Here is a 22,983-nt window from a genome sequence, read left to right on the forward strand (position 1 = left end):
GGGGCTTGCCCCCTCCCACATTCAGGATTTTGCTTCATTGATGATCTGGCGAATCGCGCCCACGAACGCTTCAGCCGGCTGGCCGCCGCTCACCGCGTATTGGTCGTTGAACACAATGGTCGGCACCGAGCTCACGCCACGGGAGATCCACAGCTGCTCCTGCTCGCGTACCTCGGCAGCGTATTCATCCGAGGCCAGGATCGCGGCGGCGCGCTGGATGTCCAGGCCGACGCTTTCAGCGATGATCGCCAGGGTGGCGTGGTCGGACGGGTTCTGGCCATCGCTGAAGTAGGCCTTGAACAGCGCCTCCTTGAGGTTGTACTGCAAGCCTTCCAACCCGGCCCAATGCAGCAGGCGGTGCGCGTCGAAGGTGTTGTAGATGCGGCTCTGGCCATCGGTGCGGAACGCGAAGCCCAGCGCGGCGCCCATGTCGCGGATGCGCGCGCGGTTGGCCTGGGATTCTTCGGCGCTGGAGCCGTATTTTTCGGTGATGTGCTCAACGATGTTCTGACCGATGGCGGGCATATTCGGGTTCAGTTCGAACGGCTGGAAATGAATCTCGGCCTGCACCTCGGCGCCCAACTGGTCGAGGGCTTCGGTCAGCCCGCGCAGGCCGATGATGCACCAGGGGCAGGACACGTCGCTGACGAAATCGATTTTCAGGGGAGTACTCATGACAGGCAACCTCGTAGGCAAAATGTGCCGCAAAGGTTGCACCATACACCACCTCACAACAGCTTCGCAGGCGCCACCGGTTCAATCTGCGCCCAGTGCGCCGCATCTTCACGATGGGCTTGCAGGTACGGCAACACCGCCGTCAGCAGCGGCGCCTTGAACGCTTCCTGGAAACGATGGGCCATGCCGGGAATCAGCTTCAGCTGGCTGCCCTGGATATGCGCGGCCAGGTGCACGCCGTGCATCACCGGCAACAACGGGTCGGCGGTGCCGTGCACCACCAGGGTCGGCACGCGCAGTTGGTTGAGCAGCGGCACGCGGCTGGGTTCGGCGAGGATCGCCATGATTTGGCGCTTCACACCGTCCGGGTTGAAGGCGCGGTCGTAGGACAGCGCCGCCTGGTGCAGCAACGCCTGGCGGTCGTCCTTTACCGTCGGGCTGCCGAGTGCGGCAAGCAAATCGGCCTGTTGCTCCAGGGCCACTTCACGGTTGGGCGCGCCACGCCGTGACAGTAGCTGTACCAGCGCCGCACTCGGTGCCGGCAAGCCTTCGGCGCCGGAGCTGGTCATGACCAGCGTGAGGCTCTCCACCCGCTGCGGCGCCATGGCCGCAAGATGCTGGGCGATCATGCCGCCCATGCTCGCGCCCAGCACGTGGAACTGCCGAATCTGCAGCGCATCCATCAACCCCAGGGCGTCATCGGCCATATCGGTCAGCGTGTAAGGCGCCGCCACCGGCAGGCCGAGTTTGTAGCGCAGCACTTCGAACGTGAGATTGGCAGTGGCCGGCGGCTGGCGCCAAGTGGACAGGCCCACATCGCGGTTGTCATAGCGGATCACCCGAAAGCCCTGCTGGCACAGGGCGACGACCACTTCATCCGGCCAGTGGATCAATTGCCCGCCCAGGCCCATCACCAGCAGCAAGGCCGGGTCGGACGCACGGCCGATACTCTGGTAGGCGATGCTCACCGTTTCCAGATCAACCGTTTGGGTCGGGACATTGACATCACATCGAGACGCCGCAAAAGACGGCAGGCCGAACAGGAAGGCGGCCAATAAAAGCAACACACGCATGAAAAACACCGAAACGCAGAACCCCAGTAGAGCGCGAGTCTGATGAACTTTGTTCAAGCGCGCTGCCACAGTTCGATGACAGTTTGATGAAGTGTGCCCAGTGGTCATGGTCGACACGCTTTGCAACATGAGACAAACTCACGCTATTCGTTTTCATCACAAATTGTCTTCATGGAGAGCCTGTGCTCGAGATCCGTCACCTCAAGACCCTGCACGCCCTGCGCGAAGCCGACAGCCTGGTGGAAGCCGCCGAGCGCCTGCACCTGACGCAATCGGCATTGTCCCACCAGTTCAAGGAGCTGGAAGAGCGCCTGGGCATGCCGTTGTTCGTGCGCAAGACCAAGCCGCTGCGCTTCACCAGCGCCGGTCTGCGCCTGCTGCAACTGGCCGACGCGACCCTGCCCTTGCTGCGCGGCGCCGAGCGCGATATCGCGCGATTGGCCGGCGGCACGGCCGGGCGGTTGCACATGGCCATCGAATGCCACAGTTGCTTTCAGTGGCTGATGCCGACCATCGACCAGTTCCGCGATGCCTGGCCCGAAGTCGAGCTGGACCTGGCCTCCGGTTTTGCCTTTGCGCCATTGCCGGCCTTGGCCCGCGGCGACCTGGACCTGGTGGTGACCTCCGACCCGCTGGAACTGCCGGGCATCACCTATGTGCCGCTGTTTACCTACGAAGCCATGCTGGCCGTGGCCAACCAGCACGCGCTGGCGACCAAGGCGTATATCGTGCCCGAAGACCTGCTCACCGAAACGCTGATCACCTACCCGGTGGAACGTGACCGCCTGGACATCTTCACCCGTTTCCTGGAACCGGCCGACGTGGAACCGGCTCAGGTGCGCACGTCGGAGCTGACGGTAATGATGATGCAACTGGTGGCCAGCGGCCGTGGCGTGTGCGGCATGCCCCATTGGGCGCTGCATGAATACAGCTCGCGCGGCTACGTGAAGGCCAAGCGCCTGGGCGAAAAAGGCCTGTTTGCGACGTTATATGCGGGGATCCGTGCGGACATGCTGGACGCGCCCTACATGCGCGACTTTTTGCTGACGGCCAAGGACACGTCGTTTTCGACCTTGGATGGGGTGAGCGCGGTGCGCTGATTAACCCGCTGTCTGAATCAATCGGGTTGGAGTTCGCGCCACATGTGGATCTTGTCGAAGTACTCAAGGCCCACCCGCACGGCCAACGGCTCCAGGCCGTACTGGATAAAACCGCACCGTTGATAGAGCGCAAACGCGGCATCGTTGCCGGCGGTGACGGTCAGTTGAATCACCTTGAGGCCCGCCCGTTGGCGCGCCTCACCCAGCGCCGCCTCCACCAACCGACGGCCCAGGCCGTGGCGCTGATAGGCCGCGTTCACGTACATACCGAACAACGTCACCTTGTGCCGGGCCTTTTCCCGGGGTTCGAAGGCCAGGCCGACGATGCCCGCCAGCCGGTCATCCGCAAACGCGCCGAACAGCCGGTCCAGCGGGTTGTCCAGGCGTTTTTCCCACCAGCTCAACGGCATCGACGCGCGCTCGGCCACGCTGGAGGTGAACGCTTGGGGATAAACCCCATACGCCTCAAGCATCAATGCCCGATAAGCCTGGGCATCACTGGCCACCAGCGCGCGTATGAGCATCAGGCCGGCGTAGCCAGTGAGGCGCGATAGAACGGCAGGATCAGGTCCCGCGTCAGTGGCGCCAGGTGCAGGCCGCCGTCGCCCGCCGGGTCGATCCAGCAGACTTCTTCGATCTCGGCAGCCGGGCTCAGCGCCCCGTCGACCTGAACCTGGAACATTTCAGCGTGTACGGTGCAACCCGGCTCGTTGGCCGCCGGCGCCGAGAACTGCCCGAGGTAAAGGGCGTGTTCCGGGTCGATGTGCAGGTTCAGTTCTTCGTGCAATTCACGCGCCAAGGCTTGCGCGGGTTGTTCGCCGGCGTCGATCTTGCCGCCCGGTTGCATAAACGCCTGAGTGCCGCGCTTGCGCACCAGCAGGGTCTGGCCGTCGGCATTGATCAGGAGCGCGGCGGCGATGCGGATAGTCGTGGGCATAGGATAAAAGCCATCGATTCAAACAATGAGGGAACGCAGCTCACGCCTCGTCCGGTTCCTTGATAAATACGCTGTACTTGGCGCCTTCCATCGCTTCGAACGCGATGAGTTTGTCCACCAGCGGCAGGTTCAGCACCTTGCCGGCGTTGAGCAGCAGCATGCCGTTATCGGCATTGAGGTTGCGCGCCAGCACCATGCCGGCCTCCAGCTCGCGGGTGCTCAAGGCTTTAACGGTCGGGTCGCCCAGGGTCACGTCGCTGAGGAACGTGGCGCAGGCCAGGACGAAGTCTTCGACCAGGTCCGGGTCGTAAAGGCGCCCGGCATATTTGCGGATATAAAGCAGCGCTTCATCGCTGTTCAAATGGCGCTCAAGGATCAGCCCCTTCTGCAGCTCAATGAAATCCACCGCGAGTTTCAGCAGGCGCGAGCCAAACGGAATCGCGTCGCCCTTGAGGCGGTCGGGAAAGCCAGTGCCGTCCCAACGTTCCTGGTGATGGCGAATCATCCGCGCCGCATCCTTCATCGGCTCCAGGGTCATCAACAGCGACTCGCTCTGGGTCGGGTAGCCACGGTACCGCTCGCGATCAGTGCTATAGAGCTTGTCGGCCGGCTCGTTCAGCATGCTGTCGCTCCAGCTCAGCTTGCCGATGTTGTACAGCGCGGCGGCCATCGCCAGGTCACGCGACGTGGCTTCGTCGATAAACTGGGCGGCGCAGTACACGCGCACCAGTTCGATCAGCGCGCGGTTGGTCTGTTTGGCCTTGGGCAGGCGCAGGTTGGCCAATAGCGAAAACACTTCGGTGCCGGTCACGTAGCTGCGCTTGAGCTCGTCGTAGGCCAGGTCGAGCATGTCGGCGGTCTGTTGCAGCTCACTGGTGCGCGCGGCCACGCGTTTTTCCAGGGTGGCATTGAGCGTCTTGAGTTGCTCGTTCTGCGCATGGGTCAAGCGTTCCAGGCGCTGGTGTTCCAGGGCCTGTTGCAGGATCAGCTTGAGTTCTTCGTCGTTCCAGGGCTTGGCGATATAGCGGTGGATCTGCCCGTCGTTAATCGCCTTGATGATCGTCGGCACGTCGGCATAACCGGTCAGCAGGATACGACTGGTGGTGGGGTACAACCGGTGCACCTCGGCCAACAACTGCGCGCCGTCCATGCCGGGCATGCGTGCGTCGCTCATCACCAGGTCGATGGGCTGGGCCGCCATGATCTCCAGGGCCTGGGCACCGCCGCCGGCGAGTACCACATCGAAAGGCTGGCCGCGTAACAGACGGCGCAGGCTGTTGAGGATCGACTCTTCATCGTCGACCAGCAAAATCGTGGGTTTGGTAGCGAGTTGTTCTTCCATGCCTGCGGCGCCTTCACATTAAACTGAATTGAGCTAGATTGAACCCGTGTGCCAAGCCGTCTTCCCTCGCTTTTGGCGCGGGGTTGATTTGACGCCAACTGGCCGTCAATTTCAAGGGAGCTGGACTATGCTGTCAAAGCAGCCCTGCCCCCCCGCTCAGAAGTAGAACCAAGGAAGGACTCGTTATGCCGTCGAACCTTTTGCCGTTGGGGATTGCGCCATGAACTCGGGTTCGGCACGCGCCAACCGGCGCATTTTGATCGTCGATGACACCGCCTCCATCCATACGGATTTCCGCAAGATCCTGTGTGCCGAGGCCGCGCACGAGCAGTCCCTGGACACCCTTGAAGAAACCCTGTTCGGCACCACCACGCCCCCACGCCAGGCGTTCATGCTCGACTCCGCCTACCAGGGCCAGGAAGCCCTGGCCCTGGTGAACCAGGCCCTGGCCGCCAACGCCCCCTATGCCATGGTGTTTATCGACATGCGCATGCCGCCCGGCTGGGATGGCCTGCAAACCATCGAACAGCTGTGGAACGTCGATCCCAACCTGCAAATCGCGTTGTGTACCGCCTATTCGGATTATTCCTTCGAGGCGATCGAAGCGCGGTTGAAGTTCAACGACCAGTTGCTGATCCTGAAAAAACCCTTCGACCAGCTGGAAATCCGCCAGATGGCCAGCGCCCTGACCTGGAAATGGCAGCTCGCCCAGGACGCCGCGCTCAAGGTCATCAGCCTGGAGCGCACCATCGAAGAACGCGTGCAGGAGCTGCTCAAGGTCTCGCACCTGTTGCAGTACGACGCCCTCACCCAGTTGCCCAACAGCACGCTGCTCGGTGACCGGCTGACCCAGGCCATGGCCCTCGGCCGGCGGCATGACACGCAATTGGCGGTGATGTTTATCGGGCTCGACCGCTTCAAGCGCATCAACAATGCCTTGGGGTATCCGGTGGGCGACGAGGTGCTCCAGCTGGTCAGCCAGAGCCTGGCCGCCAGCGTGCGCGAATCAGACTCGGTGTTTCGCTACGGCTCCGATGAGTTCGTGATCCTGCTCAATGATGTGCTGCATCCCCAGCAAACCCAGCACATTGCGCAGAAGGTGCTCATGGCCATCAGCGCCACCCGCCATGTCGCCGGGCATGACCTGAGCGTCACCGCCAGCCTGGGCATCAGCATTTACCCCAATGACAGCAACAATGCCGTGGTGCTGATCAAGCAGGCCGAAACCGCGATGCACACCAGCAAGGAACGCGGCCCGGACGATTTCAGCTTTTATACCGAAGACATGAACTTGCGCGCCCAGCACCAGCAAAACCTGGAAAGCGCCATTCGCCAGGCGCTGGAGCGCGATGAGTTCGTGCTGCACTACCAGCCCAAGCTGGCCCTCAAGTCCGGGCAGATCGTCGGTGCCGAGGCGCTGATACGCTGGTTTCAGCCGCGCTCGGGCTGGGTCAACCCGACCGACTTCATCCCGGTGGCCGAAGACAGCGGCTTGATTGTCCGCCTCACCCAATGGGTCCTGCGCCAGGCCTGCGAGCAAGCGCAAAGCTGGAATGCGATGGGGCTGCCGGCGTTGCCCGTCTCGGTGAATATCTCGGCCATCGACTTTCGCCAGCGCGACTTTATCGACAATCTGGCCACGATCCTCAAGGAAACCGGGCTGCCCGCCCACCAGTTGGAACTGGAGATCACCGAAAGCGTGCTGATGCAAAACGTCGACGACACCGTGGAGACCCTGCACAAGATCAAGGCCATGGGCGTACGCCTGGCCCTGGATGATTTCGGTACCGGTTACTCCAGCCTCAGTTACCTGCGACGTTTTCCCATCGACGTGCTGAAAATCGACCAATCGTTTGTGCGCGGCTTGAACGTCAACAGCCAGGACGCACAGTTGATCAGCGCGATCATCGGCATGGGCAAGAGCCTGGAACTGAACATCATCGCCGAAGGCGTGGAGACCGCCGAACAACTGGACTTCCTCAGGGCCCAGGACTGCGAAGAAGGCCAGGGTTTCCTGTTCAGCAAGGCGGTACCGGCAAAAGATTTCGCCCAGTTACTGCAGATGGGCTGCGCCATGCCGATAACCCGTCTATAGCCCCACGCTTGCAAGGAGTGCTCGCTTGAGCGAAGTCTCGATTTACGGTTTCGGCCTGGCCCTCATCGTGGGCTTTGCCTTGCCGGCGATGGCCGCGCCGCTGGACGAGGCACTCAAACCCTTGCCGGCGGTTCCGGTGTTGGACGCGGCCAAGGTCGAGTTGGGCCGCCGACTGTTCAACGAGCCGCGCCTGTCGGTGAACAACACGCTGTCCTGCGCCAGTTGCCATCGCCTGGAGACCGGCGGCGCCGATGACAAGCCGTTCTCCCTTGGCTTCGACGGCAAACCGGTGGAAATCAACACTCCCTCGGTGTTCAACGCCAGCCTGAATTTCAAGCAGTTCTGGAATGGCCGGGTGGACACGCTGGAAGCGCAGATCGAACAGGTGGTTATCAGCCCCGTGGAAATGGGCAGCGACTGGAAAACCGTGGTGCACAACCTCACCGACCTGCCCCTCTACCAGCGCGCGTTCAGCCAGGCCTACCCCGACGGCGTCACCGCCGCCAATGTGCAAAACGCCCTGGCCAGCTATGAGCGCACGCTGCTCACGCCCAACTCGCGCTTTGACCAATACCTGCTGGGCAATACCGATATCCTCACCACCCAGGAAAAATACGGTTACCAGCGCTTCAAGGAATACGGCTGCATCGCCTGCCACCAGGGCATCAACATCGGCGGCAATATGTTTCAGAAGTTCGGCGTAATGGGCGACTACTTCAAAGCGCGTGGCAACCCGATCGAAGCGGACCTGGGGCGCTACCTGTTGACCCAGGACGAGGACGACCGCCACGTATTCAAGGTACCCAGCCTGCGCAATGTCGCCGTGACCGCGCCGTACTTTCACGATGCGTCGGCCAACACCCTGGCTGAGGCGGTGGATGTGATGTTCAAGTACCAGTTGGGGCGCAACCCGAGCCAGGAAGACAAAGACTTGATTATTCAGTTTCTCAAGACCCTGACCGGCGAATGGGCGGGCAAGCCTTTATGAGCAGACCGTCATGAGCTTCATCCGCCGCCACACCAGCTTGTTATTGCTCGGCCTGGTCGCCCTGTTGCTGGCCTCGACGCTAACGTTTCTGTACCTCAAATCATCCCGTGACCAGACGGCCAGCTACACCCAGTCGCGGGACTTGATCCGCCAGTTGCAGCAGCTCAATGCGCAGTGGGACAGCGAGGTGCTCAAGGCCCGTATCGCGATCACCCACAACTACGACCCACTGGTGACACCGCTGGCGCAAATGACCCGACTGTGGGCCGACCTCAACAACCGGGGGACGTACCACAGCCTGCAAGACCTGGCGCGCTGGCAGGCCAGCCACGCGGCTTACCAGGTCGCGATCCAGGAAAAAGCGCGGTTGGTGGACCAGTTCAAGTCCCACAACGCGGTGCTGCGCAACTCGCTCGCGTTTCTACCCACCGCCGAAGACGACATCCAGGCGGAGTTCAATCGCATCGACGGGGAAGGCCGACTGCAACTGCAAGGCGTGGCCAGCGACACCTACGACCTGCTGCTCAGCAGCCTGGAGTTCGCCCAGGTCACCAGCGACGAACGCGCCGCCGATATCCTCGTGGGCCTGGGCAAACTGGCGATCAACAAAGAGCGCCTGCCCAGCGATTTCCAGGCCCCGGTGGAGATCCTCAGCAACCACATCTCGCTGATTCTGCGCGAACAGCCGGTGGTTAATACCTTGCTCGAACGCATTGCCGCCGTGCCTGTGGCCGAGCGCCTGGACGACTTGACCACCCACCTCGACCAGGACCAGCAAGCGGCGGACCTGAGCGACGATCAATACCACCGCTACCTGCTGATCTTTTCGACCTTGCTGGTGGTGGTGCTGGTGTACCTGGCGGTGCGCCTGCTGCGTAGCTTCGCCGAGATCAACCGGGTCAACCACGCCTTGCAGGCGGCCAACGAAACCCTCGAACAACGGGTGGAGCGGCGCACCCAGCAACTCAAGAATGCACAGAGCGAACTGCTCGACAGCGCGCGCCAGGCGGGCATGGCGGAGATCGCCACCAACGTGTTGCACAACGTCGGCAACGTACTCAACAGCGTGAACATCTCCGCCGACATCGTTACCCGCAAGCTGCGCAGCAGCAAAGCGCTGGGCCTGGGCAAGGCCATGCAGTTGATCAACGAGCACCGGGGTGACCTGGGCGCGTTTCTCACTGAGCATGAAAAAGGCAAGCTGCTGCCCGACTATCTCAACCAACTGGTGGAGGCCATTGCCGTCGAACAGCAAGGCATGACCGACGAGCTGGCACAGCTGAGCAAAAGCGTCGACCACATCAAGGACATCGTCTCGACCCAGCAATCCTATGCCGGTGCGTCCACCCTGCTGGAACCGGTACACATCAGCGCCTTGATGGAAGACGCCCTGCGCATGAACGCCGGCGCGCTGAGCCGTCACAACGTCACGGTGGTCAAGGAGTATGGGCAGGTCCCGGAGATCATGGCGGACAAACATCGCCTGCTGCTGATCATGGTCAACCTGATCAGCAACGCCAAGTACGCCATGTCCAACCTCAGCGACCGGGCGCGGCAGATAACCCTGGCGGTCAAGCAACTGGAAGACAACACCGTGCAGATCAGCGTGAAGGACGACGGCGAAGGCATCCCCGCCGAAAACATGACGCGCATCTTTACCCACGGTTTTACCACCCGCAAGGAAGGCCACGGCTTCGGTTTGCACAGCTGCGCCCTGGCCGCCGTGGAAATGCATGGCCAGCTCAGCGCACACAGCGACGGGCCCGGCCTGGGCGCGGTGTTCACCTTGACGATCCCTATGACCCCTGCCGGAAGCCCCCTATGAACCAACCCCCTAACCGGCGCATTTTGCTGATCGACGACACCCCGTCGATTCACGATGACTTCCGCAAAATCCTGATGCCCGCCGTTGAGACCAACCAGGCGCTGGATGACATGGAGTCGGCGCTCTTCGGTGACACCAATGCCCCCACGGCGCAACCCTTTGACTTGCACTCGGCCTATGGCGGCGAAGAAGGCTTGCAATTGTTGACCACCGCGATGGCCGACAAACGCCCCTATGCCCTGGCATTTGTCGACATGCGCATGCCCCAGGGCTGGGACGGCGCCAAGACCATCGAAGAGTTGTGGAAAGTCGACCCCGGCCTGCAAGTGGTGGTGTGCACCGCGTATTCGGATTATTCCTGGGACGAACTGCTGCACCGCCTGAACGGCCACGACCGTTTACTGATCCTGAAAAAACCGTTCGATAACATCGAAGTGCAGCAGATGGCCAATACCCTGGCCAACAAATGGGACATGGCCCGTCGCGCCTCGCTGCAAACCGCGCACCTGGAACAGCTGGTTGAACAGCGCACCCAGGCGCTGCAAGTGGAAATCGACGAACGCAAGCAACTCGAAAGCCAACTGGTGCAGTCGGAAAAACTCGCCTCGCTGGGGCAACTGGCAGCAGGCGTGGCCCATGAGATCAACAACCCCGTGGGGTTTATCTCATCCAACCTCAGCACCCTGGACGGCTACTTCACCCAACTGCAACAGATGCTGGACGCTTACCTGCGCGCCGAAGAAAGCCTTGCGCCGGGCGAACAACGCGATCAGCTCAAAGCCTTGCGCAATGAGCTTGAGCTGGATTTTCTCAAGGACGACATACCGATCCTGATCCGCGAATCCAAGGAAGGCATCGGCCGCGTGGTGCAGATCGTCAAGGACCTGAAGAACTTCTCGCGGGTGGACAATGACCAGACCTGGCAATTCGCCAATCTGCAACAAGGCATCGATTCCACGCTGAACATCGTCGCCAGCGAACTCAAGTACAAGGCCGACGTGGTGAAACACTACACGCCGCTGCCGGAAATCGAATGCCTGGCCTCGCAGCTCAATCAAGTGGTGATGAACCTGGTGGTCAACGCGGCGCAAGCCATGGGGCCGGAACGCGGCACCATTACCATCAGCAATGGCGTGGAGGGCGAGAACATCTGGCTGGAGGTAGCGGACAACGGCTGCGGGATCAGCCCGGACACGGTGCAGAAAATCTTCGACCCGTTTTTCACCACCAAACCGGTGGGCGAAGGCACGGGCCTGGGGTTGTCACTCTCCTACGGCATCGTCAAGAAACACCGCGGCGATATCTCGGTGAGCAGCGAGCTGGGCAAGGGCACTACGTTTCGGGTGGTGTTGCCGATTCGGCAGACGGCGGCGTAGGGCCTGGCTCAAACGCGAACGTCGTGGATAAAAACAGCCCGCACGGTCTATGCGCAGCTGCGCAAATGCTTGGTTGAAAGCACACACGCTGTTTTCAATCGGCTGACAGGCGCAGAATGCCGCATCGACCTGCAGAGTCCGAACCCAAGGAAACCGTATGAGCCTGTCCTTGCTAAGCCGCTACGCCTTCTTTGCCGTGTGCGTCATTTTCACCCTCGCCAGCCTCCCCTTTATCGAACATGAATGGCTATGGCCCATCAGCCTGGTCACCGGCCTGCTGAGCCTGATCGGCCTGTTCGACCTGCTGCAAAGCCCCCACGCGGTACGCCGCAACTACCCGATCCTGGGCAATATCCGTTACCTGGTGGAAGCCATCCGCCCGGAAATCCGCCAGTACCTGCTCGAATCCGACAGCGACGCCCTGCCCTTCTCCCGGGCCCAACGCTCGCTGGTGTATTCGCGCGCCAAGAATGAAACCGCCGACAAACCCTTCGGCACCTTGATCGATGTGTACCAGTCGGGCTTCGAATTTATCGGCCACTCCATGCGCCCCGCGCCGCTGAGCGACCCCAGCGCGTTTCGCGTCATGGTCGGCGGCCCGCAGTGCACGCAGCCGTACTCGGCCTCGGTGTTCAATATTTCGGCGATGAGTTTTGGCTCATTGAGCGCCAATGCAATCCGCGCGCTCAACAAAGGCGCCCAGCTGGGTAACTTCGCCCACGACACCGGCGAAGGCAGTATCAGCCCGTACCACCGCGAAAACGGCGGCGACCTGACCTGGGAACTGGGCAGCGGCTACTTCGGCTGCCGCACCCGCGACGGTCGTTTCGACCCGGAACGCTTCGCCGCGCAGGCGCAGGACCCGCAGGTACGCATGATCGAAATCAAGATGAGCCAAGGCGCCAAACCCGGCCATGGCGGGATCCTGCCCAAGCACAAAGTGACCCAGGAAATCGCCGAAACCCGCGGCATCCTGATGGGTGAAGACTGCGTCTCACCGTCGCGCCACAGTGCGTTTTCCACGCCGATCGAGCTGATGCAGTTCATTGCCCAACTGCGTGAACTGTCCGGCGGCAAACCGGTGGGCTTCAAGTTCTGCCTGGGCCACCCGTGGGAATTCATGGGCATCGCCAAGGCCATGCTCGAAACCGGCATCCTGCCCGACTTCATCGTGGTCGACGGCAAGGAAGGCGGCACCGGTGCCGCGCCCGTGGAGTTCACCGACCATATCGGCGTGCCGCTGCGTGAAGGCCTGTTGTTCGTACACAACACCCTGGTGGGCCTGAACCTGCGCGACAAGATCAAGCTGGGCGCCAGCGGCAAGATCGTCAGCGCATTCGACATCGCCAGTGTCCTGGCCATCGGCGCCGACTGGGCCAACTCGGCGCGCGGCTTTATGTTCGCCATCGGCTGCATTCAGTCGCAAAGCTGCCACACCAACAAATGCCCCACCGGCGTCGCCACCCAGGACCCACTGCGCCAACGCGCGCTGGTGGTGCCGGACAAGGCCCAGCGGGTGTTCAACTTCCACCGCAACACGCTCAAGGCCCTGGCCGAAATGCTCGCGGCGGCCGGGCTGGATCACCCTTCGCAACTCTCGGCCAAGCACCTGGTACGGCGCATGTCGGCCACCGAGATCAAACTGTTTTCGCAGTTGCACATCTTCCTCAAACCCGGTGAATTGCTCACGGGTGAAGTGAACGGCCAGTTCTATTCACGCATGTGGCAGATGGCGCGGGCGGATAGTTTTGAGCCGCGAGAAGTGGAAGCGGCATAACGCGAATACATGCGCCCATCCAACGATGGGCGACTGTGCATCAATCTCGCTTGAACTGCTCCGTGTAGTCCTCGGGATCGGCCCTGTACTTGAGCGTAATAAAACCACTGTCACCGACCACGCAGATTGCATAAAACGGATTATTCACAACGGTCTTGCACGGCTGTGTTTTCAGCGCATTTATCTCGGCCTGAAAACCCTTGAAGTAGCCATTCACAACGTTGGTTATACCGATCCTTGGAAAAAATTCCGGAAACAACATGGCATTCGAGCTACTTAAAATATAACGCTGCACCGGCATCTGCGTCATTGCGCCGTGGGCGCCAGGAATCCAATTGACCGACACCGGATGGGACAAATAGTAAAACACCTTCTTGGTATTAAGCTCGTTGTATGACATCAGGTCATAGGCAATATAAGTGGCCGTTGCAGTTTGCAATTCCTTCTTCGCTATCAGCACCTGACCATAGGCATAGCACAACGAAAACATGAAAACCGTCGGCACCACTAAGACACAGGTTGCGCTCTTGAACACGCGAATAAACAACTCATGACTCAGCAAAAACACAAACACCAGCACCACCGAAAATCCAATATAGTTTCGCGCATCCACATCATCCCCGACGAGCAGCAACATGACGCCAGGCACACATAAAGCGAGGATTGGAACGACCAAAAAATACAAGACGCTTATCACCGCTTTGCCAAGGATGCTTCCCGTCATCTCGGGAATCTGCTTGACCACGATCAAATAGCTGGTAGCCGCAGCCGCCAACAGTACAACGGCAATAGCCCACAGCACGGGGTTGAATAACAGCATCACCTTGTCCAGGGTAAACATCAGCTTGGCGCCGACTTGCTCCAGCCAGTAGCTGTCCAGCGGCAGGAACCGGCCGCGCTCACTGCTCGCAGACTGAAAGGCCGTGAGGAAATAAATCACCCCGCCCACTGTCAGTTGCAGGCCCCGGACTAGAACCGCCGACAACACATCCTTGACCGGAAGTTTGTTTCTAACACTCCACACAAACTCAACGACGCACAGCCCCACAAATACACTTACGGTCAGTTGATATAACCCCAGGACAACAGCAATCAACAGGGCCGAGACGGCACAGCGCAAGCCCGTGGATTTGGCATTATTGGTGAGTGCATAGAGAGCGGCTGCCACCGCCAACACCATTCCTGGCCCATCATATTGATAGGTCAGATTCCCCAGGAAAAACGGATTGCACAATAGCGGTAAGAACACCAGGCAGGTCATCAGCGAGGGTCGCGAAAAGAAGTACAACGTCACACTGGTCATCGCTGTAGCAATGACCAACATGGCTATCAACAGAGGCAGTGGGAACATATTTATCTTGGCCGGCGCGAACGAAAGGCCCTTGAGCATAAAATCCAGCAAGATTCGGCCCTGGTCGCGCCAAAGATCATATTCCAATAACAGCGATCGCCAGTTGTCGTCGATATACCGGAAATCGGCATGAATAACAGGAAACGCATACAGCATCGACGCTGCTAGGAAAAAACCAAAGACTTCCCGCCTGCTCAATACCCTATTGGCCCACATTGCTCACGTCCTCACATTCATTTCCCTGGACGGCCTGCCTCACTACCTCTTGCACCACATACCGCGGCCGATGCTTGGCCTCCATATAAATGCGCCCCACATACTCCCCCAATATGCCGATTCCAATCAGTTGCACCCCCCCCCAGAAACAAGATCGCCGTCATCACCGACGGATACCCCGGCACGTCATTGCCGAACAGCACTTTGTCCATCACCAGAAACCCCGCATACACCAGCGCCAGCAGCGAGATACAACCGCCGATATAACTCCACAACCGCAGCGGCACGGTGCTGAATGAGGTGATGCCGTCCAACGCCAGGTTCCACAGTTTCCACGCGTTGAACTTACTCTGGCCGTTGCTGCGGGGGGCGCGGTCGTATTCGACGATGGCCACGCGAAAGCCCGCCCAGGACAGCACGCCCTTCATAAACAATTGCTGCTCGGGCAATGCCTTGATCACGTCCACCACCTTGCGGTCCATCAGCCGGAAGTCGCCGACGTTTTCTTCGATGTGGGTGTAGGCGATGCGGTTGAGCAGGTGATAGAACAGCGACGCGCTGTGGCGCTTGAGGTAGCCGTCGCTGACGCGATTGCGACGTTTGGCCAGCACCACATCAGCGCCTTTTTGCCATTCGGCAACCAACTGCGGGATGACCTCGACCGGGTCTTGCAGGTCCGCGTCCATGGGGATAACGGCGTCACCCGTGGCGTACTCCAGCCCGGCGAACAGTGCCGCTTCCTTGCCGAAGTTGCGCGAGAAGTTGATCAGCACCACGTTGCTGTCGGCCAGGGCAATCGCGCCGGCGTATTCGGCGGTGCGGTCGGTGCTGCCATCGTTGATCAGCACCATCTGCACGGTGTGGCCATGCAGCGTCGACTCCTGGCGAACGACGCGGTAGAACTCGCCCACCGCCTGTTCCTCGTTAAACAGCGGCACCACCAGCGAGATCCTCACCGCGCACGCTCACGAAACACCACCAGGCGCGAAAGCAGGAACCCCCAGACCAGGCTCACCAGCGAAAACACCAGCACCGTGACCAGCCCGGGCACGCGCCAGTGGTCGCCCAGCCAGCCCACGCCCAGGCTCAAACCGCCCAGGCACAACATGAACAGCCCATAGCGGGGCAGCGAGGCCGGCATGGCGAAGGTGTAGAGCGCATTCATATAAAAGGAGAACGACGCCGCCACGCAAAAGGCGAAGAGGTTGCTCATGGCCTGACTGAACTCGAACGCGGCCCTGAACACGAAAAACAGCTGCCAATGGATCACCGTGTTGGCGATGCCAATCACTGTGTAGCTGGAGAAGCCCTTCCACAGTCTGTTCATACCGTCGTCCTATTGCGGCTGAGCTCAGCAAGCCACAGCCCCGAGCGGTGCGTCCACTGTCAGATCTAACAGGTGCGCCGCCTGCGCAATTGAGACATTCTGTAATACCCAACCTTTGCAATTGCTTACAAATCCCGCCAACCTGCGCCCGCCCGACGCACGGCGTATGACATCGGCGACGCCTTTCGGTCCTTACTAAACCCTTTGTTCAAGAGCCCGCTGCCATGCTGAACGGACGCGACCCGCGCATCGATTTTTTTCGCGGCCTGGCGTTGATCTTCATTTTCTGGGATCACGTGCCCCACAACCCCCTCGGCCAGATTACCCTGCGCAATATCGGCTTCAGCGATGCGGCGGAGGTGTTCGTGTTCCTCGCCGGCTACGCCTCGGTACTGGCCTATGGCAAGGTCTTGCAGCGCGAGGGTTATTGGATGGCCGGCCTGAAGATCCTGCGGCGCACCTGGGTGTTGTACGTGGTGCATATCTTTTTGTTGGCGATCCTGATGGGCATCGTGTTCTTCGCCAACAGCAAGGTGGAAACCCGCGACCTGGTCCAGGAGATGGGCTTGACGCACTTCATCACCAACCCGCAGCAAGCCCTGACCGATGAGTTGTTGCTGCGCTTCAAACCCAACCTGATGGACCCGCTACCGCTGTATATCGTGCTGCTGGCCGGCCTGTCGCTGGTGCTGCCGTTGATGCTGCGCTACACGGGGGCGGTGGTGGCCGTGTCGGCCACCGTGTATTTACTGGCGCCCTGGATGGGCTGGAACCTGCGCGCGATTGCCGACGGTGTGTGGTACTTCAACCCGGTGACCTGGCAGTTGCTGTTTGTACTCGGCGGCGCGGCGGCGCTACATGCCGGCCGGCCGCGCCCGGTGAAACCCCGTGGGCTGTGCAGGCAACCGCTGTTCATCGTGGCCGCCGCCTATGTGCTTGCCGCAGGCGTGATCACCCTGTCCTGGCGTTGGCCCGAGGTCCACGACGCGTGGATGCCGCCCGCACTCAGCAACCTGCTCTACCCGATCAGCAAGACCGACTTGTCGCCGGTGCGCTTGCTGCACTTTTTGGCACTGGCCTATGTCACCGCCAAACTGCTGCCGGGCCGCGCCTGGACAGAGCATTGGCTGGCCCGGCAAACCTGCCGCATGGGGCGTTTTTCCCTGGAGGTGTTTTGCCTGGGCGTGCTGCTGGCGCCGTTGGCGGACATGGTCAACGCGCTGGCCGGTGATGCCTTCGTCATGCAGCTTTTCACGGCGCTGGTGGGCGCCGGCTTGATGGCGCTGCTGGCGGCCTGGCTGGAGCTGAACAAGCGGTTGAGCCAACACCCTCAGAGTGCCTAGGCCTCTTTTTACTTCATGAGTCGTTTCAACAGCAGCGCCTGCAGGTTTTTTCGGGTGTCGCCAATGATGTGGATGTAGACCGTATTGTCGCGAATTTCGTAGATGATCCGGTTCATCCCGCTGACCACCTGCCGATACTGGATGAGATTCAACCTCTCAATCTCTTCAGGTACCGGGCCCGCATAAGGCAGCGTTTCGAGACAGCGCAGGGCCTGCTTCAACGACTCATAGGTGTGTTGCCAGGTCGATGTCGAAAACTGACCGATCAGGTAGGACTTAATGTCTTTCAGGTCGCTTTTGGCCGAATGCAACATCACGACTCTGAACGTCATTGACCATCATCCTTGTCCAGTTCCGCGAACACGTCCTCCAGGTCCTGAAACTGCTGGTGTTCAATCTGTCGATTACCCAAGGCCAGCAGCTTCAACAAGGCCATGGTTTCTGCCTGTTCTTCGAAACTTTTTACATCCATTACCACCAGCTTGGCTTCACCGTTTTGGGTGATAACCAGTGGTTCGCGGCTTTCCGTGAGCGTTTTAACGATTTCAGCCGTGTGGCTTTTCAAATAGCTGATCGGTTTTATCTGAGATGAAAACTTCATGGGTTGGCCCTCGCCTGGCAGTGCGACCGATTTTAGTCTTAATTCAGTTACAGATAGGCAGGTACCGACGAAAGGCCGGCATTCAAGCCCAAAAACCCACCTGCAAAAAAAACAAAAAGCCCCGATCCAGGGGCTTTTTGTTAGGCATTGGGCGGTCAGGCCTCTGAGCGTGCCGCCGTTTGGGTCGGCTGCAACTTGAACACGTAGAACAACACGGTCAGCAGCACCAGGAACGCGGGGCCGATGTACAACGCCACGCGCGTGTCCGGGAAGTACGCCATCAAGCCCACCACCAGCACCAGGAAGGCCAGGGCCAGGTACGAGCTGACGGGGTAGAGCCACATGCGGTATTTCAGGGCCTTTTGTTCGGCCGGGCTGAGGCTCCGGCGGAATTTGAGTTGCGCCAGCAGGATCATCACCCAGGTCCAGATCGCGCCGAAGGTGGCAATCGAGGTTACCCACACAAAGACTTTTTCGGGCACCAGGTAGTTGAGCAACACGCCCAGCAGCAAGGCAAAAATCGACAGCAGCAGCGCCCGGCGCGGTACGCCGTTGCGGGAGGTGGTGGCGAACGTCGCCGGCGCCTGGCCGTTTTGCGCCAGGCTGTAGAGCATGCGCCCGGTACTGAAAATGCCGCCGTTGCAGGACGACAACGCCGCCGTGATCACCACGAAGTTGATGATTCCCGCCGCCGTCTTGATGCCCAGGCGCTCGAAGGTCATCACGAAGGGGCTGCCCTGGGTGCCGATTTCATTCCACGGGTAGATCGACAGGATCACGAACAACGCGCCGACATAGAACAACAGGATGCGCCAGAACACCGAGCCGATGGCATTCGGTATGGTCTTTTGCGGGTTGCGCGCTTCGCCGGCGGTGAGGCCGATCATCTCCACGCCCAGGTACGCGAACATCACCATTTGCAACGACATCAACACACCGGTCACGCCATTGGGCATAAAGCCGCCATGGGCCCACAGGTTGGAGACGCCCAACGCCACGCCATCGTTGCCGAAACCGAAAGCGATGATGCCGACGCCGCCGATGACCATGGCGATGATCGTGACGATCTTGATCAGGGCGAACCAGAATTCGAATTCACCGAAGGCCTTTACCGCGATCAGGTTGATGGTGCCCATGCTCACCAGGGCGGCCAGCGCCCAGATCCAGCGCGGCACATCGGGGAACCACACGCCCATATACACGGCCACGGCGGTGATCTCGGCGACGCACGTTACCAGCCACAGGAACCAGTAGTTCCAGCCGGCGAGAAAACCCGCCAACGGGCCGAGATAGTCCTGGGCGTAGCGGCTGAACGAGCCGGCCACCGGGTTGTGTACGGCCATCTCACCGAGGGCGCGCATGATCACCAGAATCGCCAGGCCGCCAATGATGTAGGAAAGCATGATCGCCGGGCCGGCCATTTCGATGGCCTTGGCCGAACCTAAAAACAGACCGACGCCGATACAGGCACCGAGCGCCATCAAGCGAATATGCCGTTCGCCGAGTTCGCGTTTGAGCGGGCCGCCTTGAGCGGTCTCGCCGTGGGGCAGGTGATTGCCTACGGGCATAAGGTTACAACCTCGTCTTGTTATTGGAGATGAGTGGCGGAGCATTGGCCGATCAGCCGTCACTTCACGCCGACGCTGCGGCTTTGTGAGCCAAAACGCCGGCGAGTATTGCACAGCCTTGGTGCACGGTCATTCCCCTGCCTTGGTCGTAAGCGCTCTGGCACGGGCGATTCCGGCAGCCTTGCGTGGCGCCGGCGCCGACAAAAATTCCTGAGCGGCGCCAATCTGCGACTAAGCTTCAGACAAGTCCGATCAATCTGCTTGAAGGGATCAATCGACTATGGGCGCTCTGCGGCACACCGATTCGAGCAAGGCTGCGATTCTTGACGTCGGCCCGGATTATCTGCCGCAAAAAACGCCCCCGCGCCGTTACGGGCGGCGGCTGTTCTGGCTGATCGTGCTGATGGTCCTCGCCGCCCTGGGCTATGCCCTTTCCCGCGAAATGGGCACCTCCCGCTGGCAGGCCCGCCAGCTCAGCCGGTGGGCCGCCGACCTCGACTATCGCCTCGCCCCAGGCGCCAGCGACGCCCAGGTGTACCCCGGCGCCGGCCCTTTTGACAAACGCCTGGGCTACAGCGACCTGCCGCAATTGCTGCCGCGGTTGATCAAGCGCGATTATGTGATCGTCGAGCAGGCGCGCTTCTCCGCTGCCTTGCTCGATTACACGCGCCACGGCCTGTTCGTGCCCTATGCGGAAAAAATCCAGGCGGGCCTGTCGATCACCGATTGCCGCGCCGCACCGCTGTACCACTTCAACTACCCGCAGCAGCTTTATAACGACTTCGCCGCCATCCCGCCGCTGGTGGTCAACAGTTTGCTGTTTATCGAGAACCGCGACCTGCTCGACCCTGCGCGCCCCCAGGCCAACCCGGCGGTCGACTGGCCGCGTTTCGGCATGGCGGCGTGGTCGCAAGTGGCGCGGGTGCTGAACCTGCCCGGCCAGAGCGCGGGCGGCAGTACCCTGGCGACCCAATTGGAAAAATACCGCCACTCACCCGACGGCCTGACCCAAAGCGGCGGCGAAAAGATCCGCCAGATGCTCTCCGCCAGCGTGCGCGCCTACGCCAACGGCCCCGACACCGTGCACGCCCGGCAAGCCATCGTGCGTGACTACCTCAACAGCGTGCCGTTGTCGGCGGTGCCCGGCCACGGCGAGGTGCACGGCATGGCCGAAGGCTTGCGCGTGTGGTACGGCGCCGACTTCGTGCAGGTCAACCAGGCCTTGAGCAGCCGCGCGCAAGACGCACCCAGCCTGGCGCAACGCGGCCTGGCCCTGCGCCAAGTGCTGTCGTTGATGATCGCCCAGCGCAGGCCCTCCTATTACCTGACCAAGGGTCGCGACGACCTGGCGCAACTGACCGACAGCCACTTGCGCCTGCTGGCCCAGAACGGCGTGCTGGAACCGGCATTGTTGACGGCGGCACTGGCGAGCAAGGTGCGCTACCGCGATTGGCAACAACAGCCGACCCTGCAGATGATCGACACCAACAAAGGCATCAGCGCTGCCCGCAGCCGGTTGGCGGCTTTGCTTGACCGCCCGCTGTACGACCTGGACCGCCTTGATTTGTCGGCCACCAGCACCTTGCAGGGCCAGTTGCAGGAACAGGTCACGGCGTACCTCAAACACCTCGCCGACCCCGTCTACGCCGCTGAGGTCGGCCTGCTGGGCGAGCGCCTGCTCACCCCGGCCAGCACGCCCCAAGTGCGCTACAGCTTTACGCTGTTCGAACGCACCGCCGATGGCGCCCGCGTGCGGGTGCAAACCGACAACACCGACCAACCCTTCGACATCAACGAAGGCAGCAAACTGGAACTGGGCTCTACCGCCAAACTGCGGGTGCTCACCACTTACCTGCAGATCGTCGCGCAACTGCATGATCGCTACGCGGCCTCGACACCCGCCGCGCTGAAAAAAATCGAGGTCGCCGAACACGACAACATCAGCCGCTGGGCCCTGGATTACCTGCGGCAAAACCCCGGCAAGCCGTTGGCCGACATGCTCGACGCGGCGCTCAACCGCACCTATTCGGCCAGCCCCGGCGAGGCGTTTTTCACCGGCGGCGGCCTGCACCGTTTCCACAACTTTCGCAACGAAGACAACGGCCGCAACCCGACCCTGCGCGACGCCTTGCGCGAATCGATCAACTTGCCGTTCATCCGCCTGATGCGTGACCTGGTGCGCTACAGCACCTACACCAGCGCCAACAACAGTGCGCAGTTGCTCAAGGACGACAGCGAACCGCGCCGCCAGGAATACCTGGCGCAATTCGCCGACCGCGAGGGCACCACGTTTTTGCTCAAGTTCTGGAAGAAGTACCAGAAAAAAGACACCCAGGCGCGCCTCGAAACGTTCCTCGACGGCCTGCACCCCACGGCCATTCGCCTGGCGGCGGTGCACCGCTATTTGCTGCCCGAGGCCAGCCGCGAGAGCTTCAACCGCTTCGTCCGCTCGCGCCTGGCCGGCGCGAAAAACCAACAGCCGCTGACCGACAAGCGCCTCGACGCGCTCTATGACAGTTACGGCCCCGGCGCCTACGACCTGCCCGACCAAGGCTACATCGCCAAGGTGCACCCGCTGGACCTGTGGCTGCTGGGCTACCTGATCAATCACCCCGACGCGACGTTCAGCGAGATCGTCAAAGCCAGCCAGTTCGAGCGCCAGGAAGTCTACAGCTGGCTGTTCAAGAGCCGCCATCAAAGCGCCCGCGACAGCCGTATCCGCACCATGCTGGAAGTCGAAGCGTTCCTGGATATCCACCAACGCTGGAAGGCCGTCGGTTACCCCTTCGACCATCTGGTGCCGTCGCTGGCCACCGCCATCGGCAGCTCCGGCGACCGCCCCGCCGCGCTGGCCGAGTTGATGGGCATCATCCTTAACGACGGCGTGCGCATCCCGGTGCTGCGTATCGACAGCCTGCACTTTGCCGCCGGCACGCCCTACGAGGTGCGCTTGATCAACGACCCCAACCGGGCGCGCCGGGTGATGCCGTCTGAAGTCGCGACGGCCCTGCGCGGGGCGTTGTCCCAAGTGGTCGACGCCGGTACCGCCAAACGCGTGGCCGGCAGCTTCAAACTGGACGACGGCACGCCGCTGGCCATGGGCGGCAAGACCGGCACCGGCGACAACCGCATCGAAGCGATCGGCGCGGGCGGGCGGATTCTCAGCTCCAAGTCGATCAACCGCACCGCCACCTTTGTGTTCTACATCGGCGACCACCACTTCGGCACGCTGACCGCGTTCGTACCGGGCAGCACCGCGCAGAACTTCAAATTTACCTCCGCATTGCCGGTGCAAGTGCTCAAGGGTATGGCCCCGCTGCTGATGCCGTATCTGCAACCCGCCGGGCCTCTGCGCTGCGCGGTTCAATAACCGATGAGTGCGCCAATTA

Annotated in this window: 18 protein-coding genes and 1 pseudogene; 8 read left to right on the forward strand and 11 right to left on the reverse strand. The window is 61.1% G+C overall.

Translation table 11 applies throughout. From position 1 onward, the window contains the following. Nucleotides 1-21: 21 nt before the first annotated feature. Both AB4N98_RS07070 and AB4N98_RS07075 read right to left on the reverse strand, forming a co-directional pair. Nucleotides 22-675 carry a DsbA family oxidoreductase gene (locus AB4N98_RS07070; protein ID WP_017526326.1) on the reverse strand — a complete coding sequence of 218 codons (654 nt, stop codon included), beginning with the start codon at nt 673-675 and terminating at the stop codon, nt 22-24. A 53-nt stretch (nt 676-728) separates the two neighbouring features. Continuing rightward, entirely contained in the window at nt 729-1,748 is a 1,020-nt protein-coding gene (locus AB4N98_RS07075; protein ID WP_017526325.1) for an alpha/beta fold hydrolase, read from the reverse strand. A 182-nt stretch (nt 1,749-1,930) separates the two neighbouring features. Between AB4N98_RS07075 and metR the strand changes: the two genes are divergently transcribed. Further along, a complete protein-coding gene (gene metR, locus AB4N98_RS07080) occupies nt 1,931-2,848 on the forward strand; it encodes a transcriptional regulator MetR (RefSeq protein WP_017526324.1) in 918 nt (305 codons plus the stop codon). A 17-nt stretch (nt 2,849-2,865) separates the two neighbouring features. Here metR and AB4N98_RS07085 read toward each other — a convergent pair whose 3' ends face one another. From AB4N98_RS07085 to AB4N98_RS07095, 3 genes are read right to left on the reverse strand one after another with little or no spacing between them, the layout of a single operon-like run. After that, on the reverse strand, nt 2,866-3,372 hold the full coding sequence (locus AB4N98_RS07085) for a GNAT family N-acetyltransferase (RefSeq protein ID WP_017526323.1): 507 nt from the start codon (nt 3,370-3,372) through the stop codon (nt 2,866-2,868). Next, nucleotides 3,372-3,785, reverse strand: a complete 414-nt coding sequence (locus AB4N98_RS07090; RefSeq protein ID WP_017526322.1) for an NUDIX hydrolase — start codon at nt 3,783-3,785, stop codon at nt 3,372-3,374. Before AB4N98_RS07090 ends, AB4N98_RS07085 begins: the two co-directional genes overlap by 1 nt. 40 nt (nt 3,786-3,825) lie before the next feature. Further along, the gene (locus AB4N98_RS07095) at nt 3,826-5,127 is read right to left on the reverse strand and encodes a response regulator c-di-GMP phosphodiesterase, NosR family (protein WP_017526321.1); all 1,302 of its coding nucleotides are present in this window, start codon (nt 5,125-5,127) and stop codon (nt 3,826-3,828) included. A gap of 220 nt (nt 5,128-5,347) precedes the next feature. On the opposite strand from AB4N98_RS07095, the gene AB4N98_RS07100 reads away from it, so the two are divergent. The 5 genes from AB4N98_RS07100 (at nt 5,348) to AB4N98_RS07120 (ending at nt 13,188) form a co-directional block, all read left to right on the forward strand. Next, nucleotides 5,348-7,222 (forward strand): putative bifunctional diguanylate cyclase/phosphodiesterase, encoded by a 1,875-nt coding sequence (locus AB4N98_RS07100; protein ID WP_017526320.1) that lies wholly within the window; start codon nt 5,348-5,350, stop codon nt 7,220-7,222. A 25-nt stretch (nt 7,223-7,247) separates the two neighbouring features. After that, entirely contained in the window at nt 7,248-8,210 is a 963-nt protein-coding gene (locus AB4N98_RS07105; protein ID WP_017526319.1) for a cytochrome-c peroxidase, read from the forward strand. Between the two features lie 10 nt (nt 8,211-8,220). Further along, a complete protein-coding gene (locus AB4N98_RS07110) occupies nt 8,221-10,035 on the forward strand; it encodes a DAHL domain-containing protein (RefSeq protein ID WP_460149330.1) in 1,815 nt (604 codons plus the stop codon). Then, nucleotides 10,032-11,411, forward strand: a complete 1,380-nt coding sequence (locus AB4N98_RS07115) for an ATP-binding protein (protein WP_017526317.1) — start codon at nt 10,032-10,034, stop codon at nt 11,409-11,411. Before AB4N98_RS07110 ends, AB4N98_RS07115 begins: the two co-directional genes overlap by 4 nt. Before the next feature lie 157 nt (nt 11,412-11,568). Continuing rightward, complete coding sequence (locus AB4N98_RS07120) at nt 11,569-13,188, forward strand: FMN-binding glutamate synthase family protein (protein WP_017526316.1); 1,620 nt, start codon at nt 11,569-11,571, stop codon at nt 13,186-13,188. A gap of 40 nt (nt 13,189-13,228) precedes the next feature. On the opposite strand, the gene AB4N98_RS07125 is transcribed toward AB4N98_RS07120, so the two are convergent. From AB4N98_RS07125 to AB4N98_RS07135, 3 genes and pseudogenes are all read right to left on the reverse strand, one after another. Next, nucleotides 13,229-14,755, reverse strand: a complete 1,527-nt coding sequence (locus tag AB4N98_RS07125; protein ID WP_460149331.1) for a glucosyltransferase domain-containing protein — start codon at nt 14,753-14,755, stop codon at nt 13,229-13,231. Beyond that, a pseudogene (locus AB4N98_RS07130) lies at nt 14,742-15,711 on the reverse strand (glycosyltransferase family 2 protein). Before AB4N98_RS07130 ends, AB4N98_RS07125 begins: the two are co-directional and overlap by 14 nt. After that, nucleotides 15,708-16,082 (reverse strand): GtrA family protein, encoded by a 375-nt coding sequence (locus AB4N98_RS07135; RefSeq protein WP_065877215.1) that lies wholly within the window; start codon nt 16,080-16,082, stop codon nt 15,708-15,710. The pseudogene AB4N98_RS07130 and the gene AB4N98_RS07135 overlap by 4 nt, the downstream one beginning before the upstream one ends. A gap of 224 nt (nt 16,083-16,306) precedes the next feature. Between AB4N98_RS07135 and AB4N98_RS07140 the strand changes: the two genes are divergently transcribed. Next, complete coding sequence (locus tag AB4N98_RS07140; protein ID WP_017526312.1) at nt 16,307-17,425, forward strand: OpgC family protein; 1,119 nt, start codon at nt 16,307-16,309, stop codon at nt 17,423-17,425. A gap of 8 nt (nt 17,426-17,433) precedes the next feature. On the opposite strand, the gene AB4N98_RS07145 is transcribed toward AB4N98_RS07140, so the two are convergent. The 3 genes from AB4N98_RS07145 to AB4N98_RS07155 all read right to left on the reverse strand — a co-directional run bounded on the left by AB4N98_RS07145 (nt 17,434) and on the right by AB4N98_RS07155 (nt 19,594). Continuing rightward, a complete protein-coding gene (locus AB4N98_RS07145) occupies nt 17,434-17,757 on the reverse strand; it encodes a type II toxin-antitoxin system RelE/ParE family toxin (protein ID WP_135196511.1) in 324 nt (107 codons plus the stop codon). Next, nucleotides 17,754-18,026: a type II toxin-antitoxin system Phd/YefM family antitoxin gene (locus AB4N98_RS07150; RefSeq protein WP_017526310.1), complete on the reverse strand. Its 273-nt coding sequence runs from the start codon at nt 18,024-18,026 to the stop codon at nt 17,754-17,756. The genes AB4N98_RS07145 and AB4N98_RS07150 overlap by 4 nt, the downstream gene beginning before the upstream one ends. A 155-nt stretch (nt 18,027-18,181) precedes the next feature. Next, nucleotides 18,182-19,594, reverse strand: a complete 1,413-nt coding sequence (locus AB4N98_RS07155) for an amino acid permease (protein ID WP_460149332.1) — start codon at nt 19,592-19,594, stop codon at nt 18,182-18,184. Between the two features lie 280 nt (nt 19,595-19,874). On the opposite strand from AB4N98_RS07155, the gene AB4N98_RS07160 reads away from it, so the two are divergent. Further along, nucleotides 19,875-22,964, forward strand: a complete 3,090-nt coding sequence (locus tag AB4N98_RS07160) for a transglycosylase domain-containing protein (protein WP_135196512.1) — start codon at nt 19,875-19,877, stop codon at nt 22,962-22,964. The last annotated feature ends 19 nt before the right edge of the window (nt 22,965-22,983 follow it).

It is taken from the genome of Pseudomonas sp. S3_E10, from assembly GCF_054667615.1.

Excerpts from the sequence above, each read along its gene's own strand:
- AB4N98_RS07070 (WP_017526326.1), bottom strand. The coding sequence starts at position 675 with ATGAGTACTCCCCTGAAAATCGATTTCGTCAGCGACGTGTCCTGCCCC.
- AB4N98_RS07075 (WP_017526325.1), bottom strand. The coding sequence starts at position 1,748 with ATGCGTGTGTTGCTTTTATTGGCCGCCTTCCTGTTCGGCCTGCCGTCT.
- AB4N98_RS07085 (WP_017526323.1), bottom strand. The coding sequence starts at position 3,372 with ATGCTCATACGCGCGCTGGTGGCCAGTGATGCCCAGGCTTATCGGGCA.
- AB4N98_RS07090 (WP_017526322.1), bottom strand. The coding sequence starts at position 3,785 with ATGCCCACGACTATCCGCATCGCCGCCGCGCTCCTGATCAATGCCGAC.
- AB4N98_RS07095 (WP_017526321.1), bottom strand. The coding sequence starts at position 5,127 with ATGGAAGAACAACTCGCTACCAAACCCACGATTTTGCTGGTCGACGAT.
- AB4N98_RS07100 (WP_017526320.1), top strand. The coding sequence starts at position 5,348 with ATGAACTCGGGTTCGGCACGCGCCAACCGGCGCATTTTGATCGTCGAT.
- AB4N98_RS07110 (WP_460149330.1), top strand. The coding sequence starts at position 8,221 with ATGAGCTTCATCCGCCGCCACACCAGCTTGTTATTGCTCGGCCTGGTC.
- AB4N98_RS07115 (WP_017526317.1), top strand. The coding sequence starts at position 10,032 with ATGAACCAACCCCCTAACCGGCGCATTTTGCTGATCGACGACACCCCG.
- AB4N98_RS07120 (WP_017526316.1), top strand. The coding sequence starts at position 11,569 with ATGAGCCTGTCCTTGCTAAGCCGCTACGCCTTCTTTGCCGTGTGCGTC.
- AB4N98_RS07125 (WP_460149331.1), bottom strand. The coding sequence starts at position 14,755 with ATGTGGGCCAATAGGGTATTGAGCAGGCGGGAAGTCTTTGGTTTTTTC.
- AB4N98_RS07135 (WP_065877215.1), bottom strand. The coding sequence starts at position 16,082 with ATGAACAGACTGTGGAAGGGCTTCTCCAGCTACACAGTGATTGGCATC.
- AB4N98_RS07140 (WP_017526312.1), top strand. The coding sequence starts at position 16,307 with ATGCTGAACGGACGCGACCCGCGCATCGATTTTTTTCGCGGCCTGGCG.
- AB4N98_RS07145 (WP_135196511.1), bottom strand. The coding sequence starts at position 17,757 with ATGACGTTCAGAGTCGTGATGTTGCATTCGGCCAAAAGCGACCTGAAA.
- AB4N98_RS07150 (WP_017526310.1), bottom strand. The coding sequence starts at position 18,026 with ATGAAGTTTTCATCTCAGATAAAACCGATCAGCTATTTGAAAAGCCAC.
- AB4N98_RS07155 (WP_460149332.1), bottom strand. The coding sequence starts at position 19,594 with ATGCCCGTAGGCAATCACCTGCCCCACGGCGAGACCGCTCAAGGCGGC.
- AB4N98_RS07160 (WP_135196512.1), top strand. The coding sequence starts at position 19,875 with ATGGGCGCTCTGCGGCACACCGATTCGAGCAAGGCTGCGATTCTTGAC.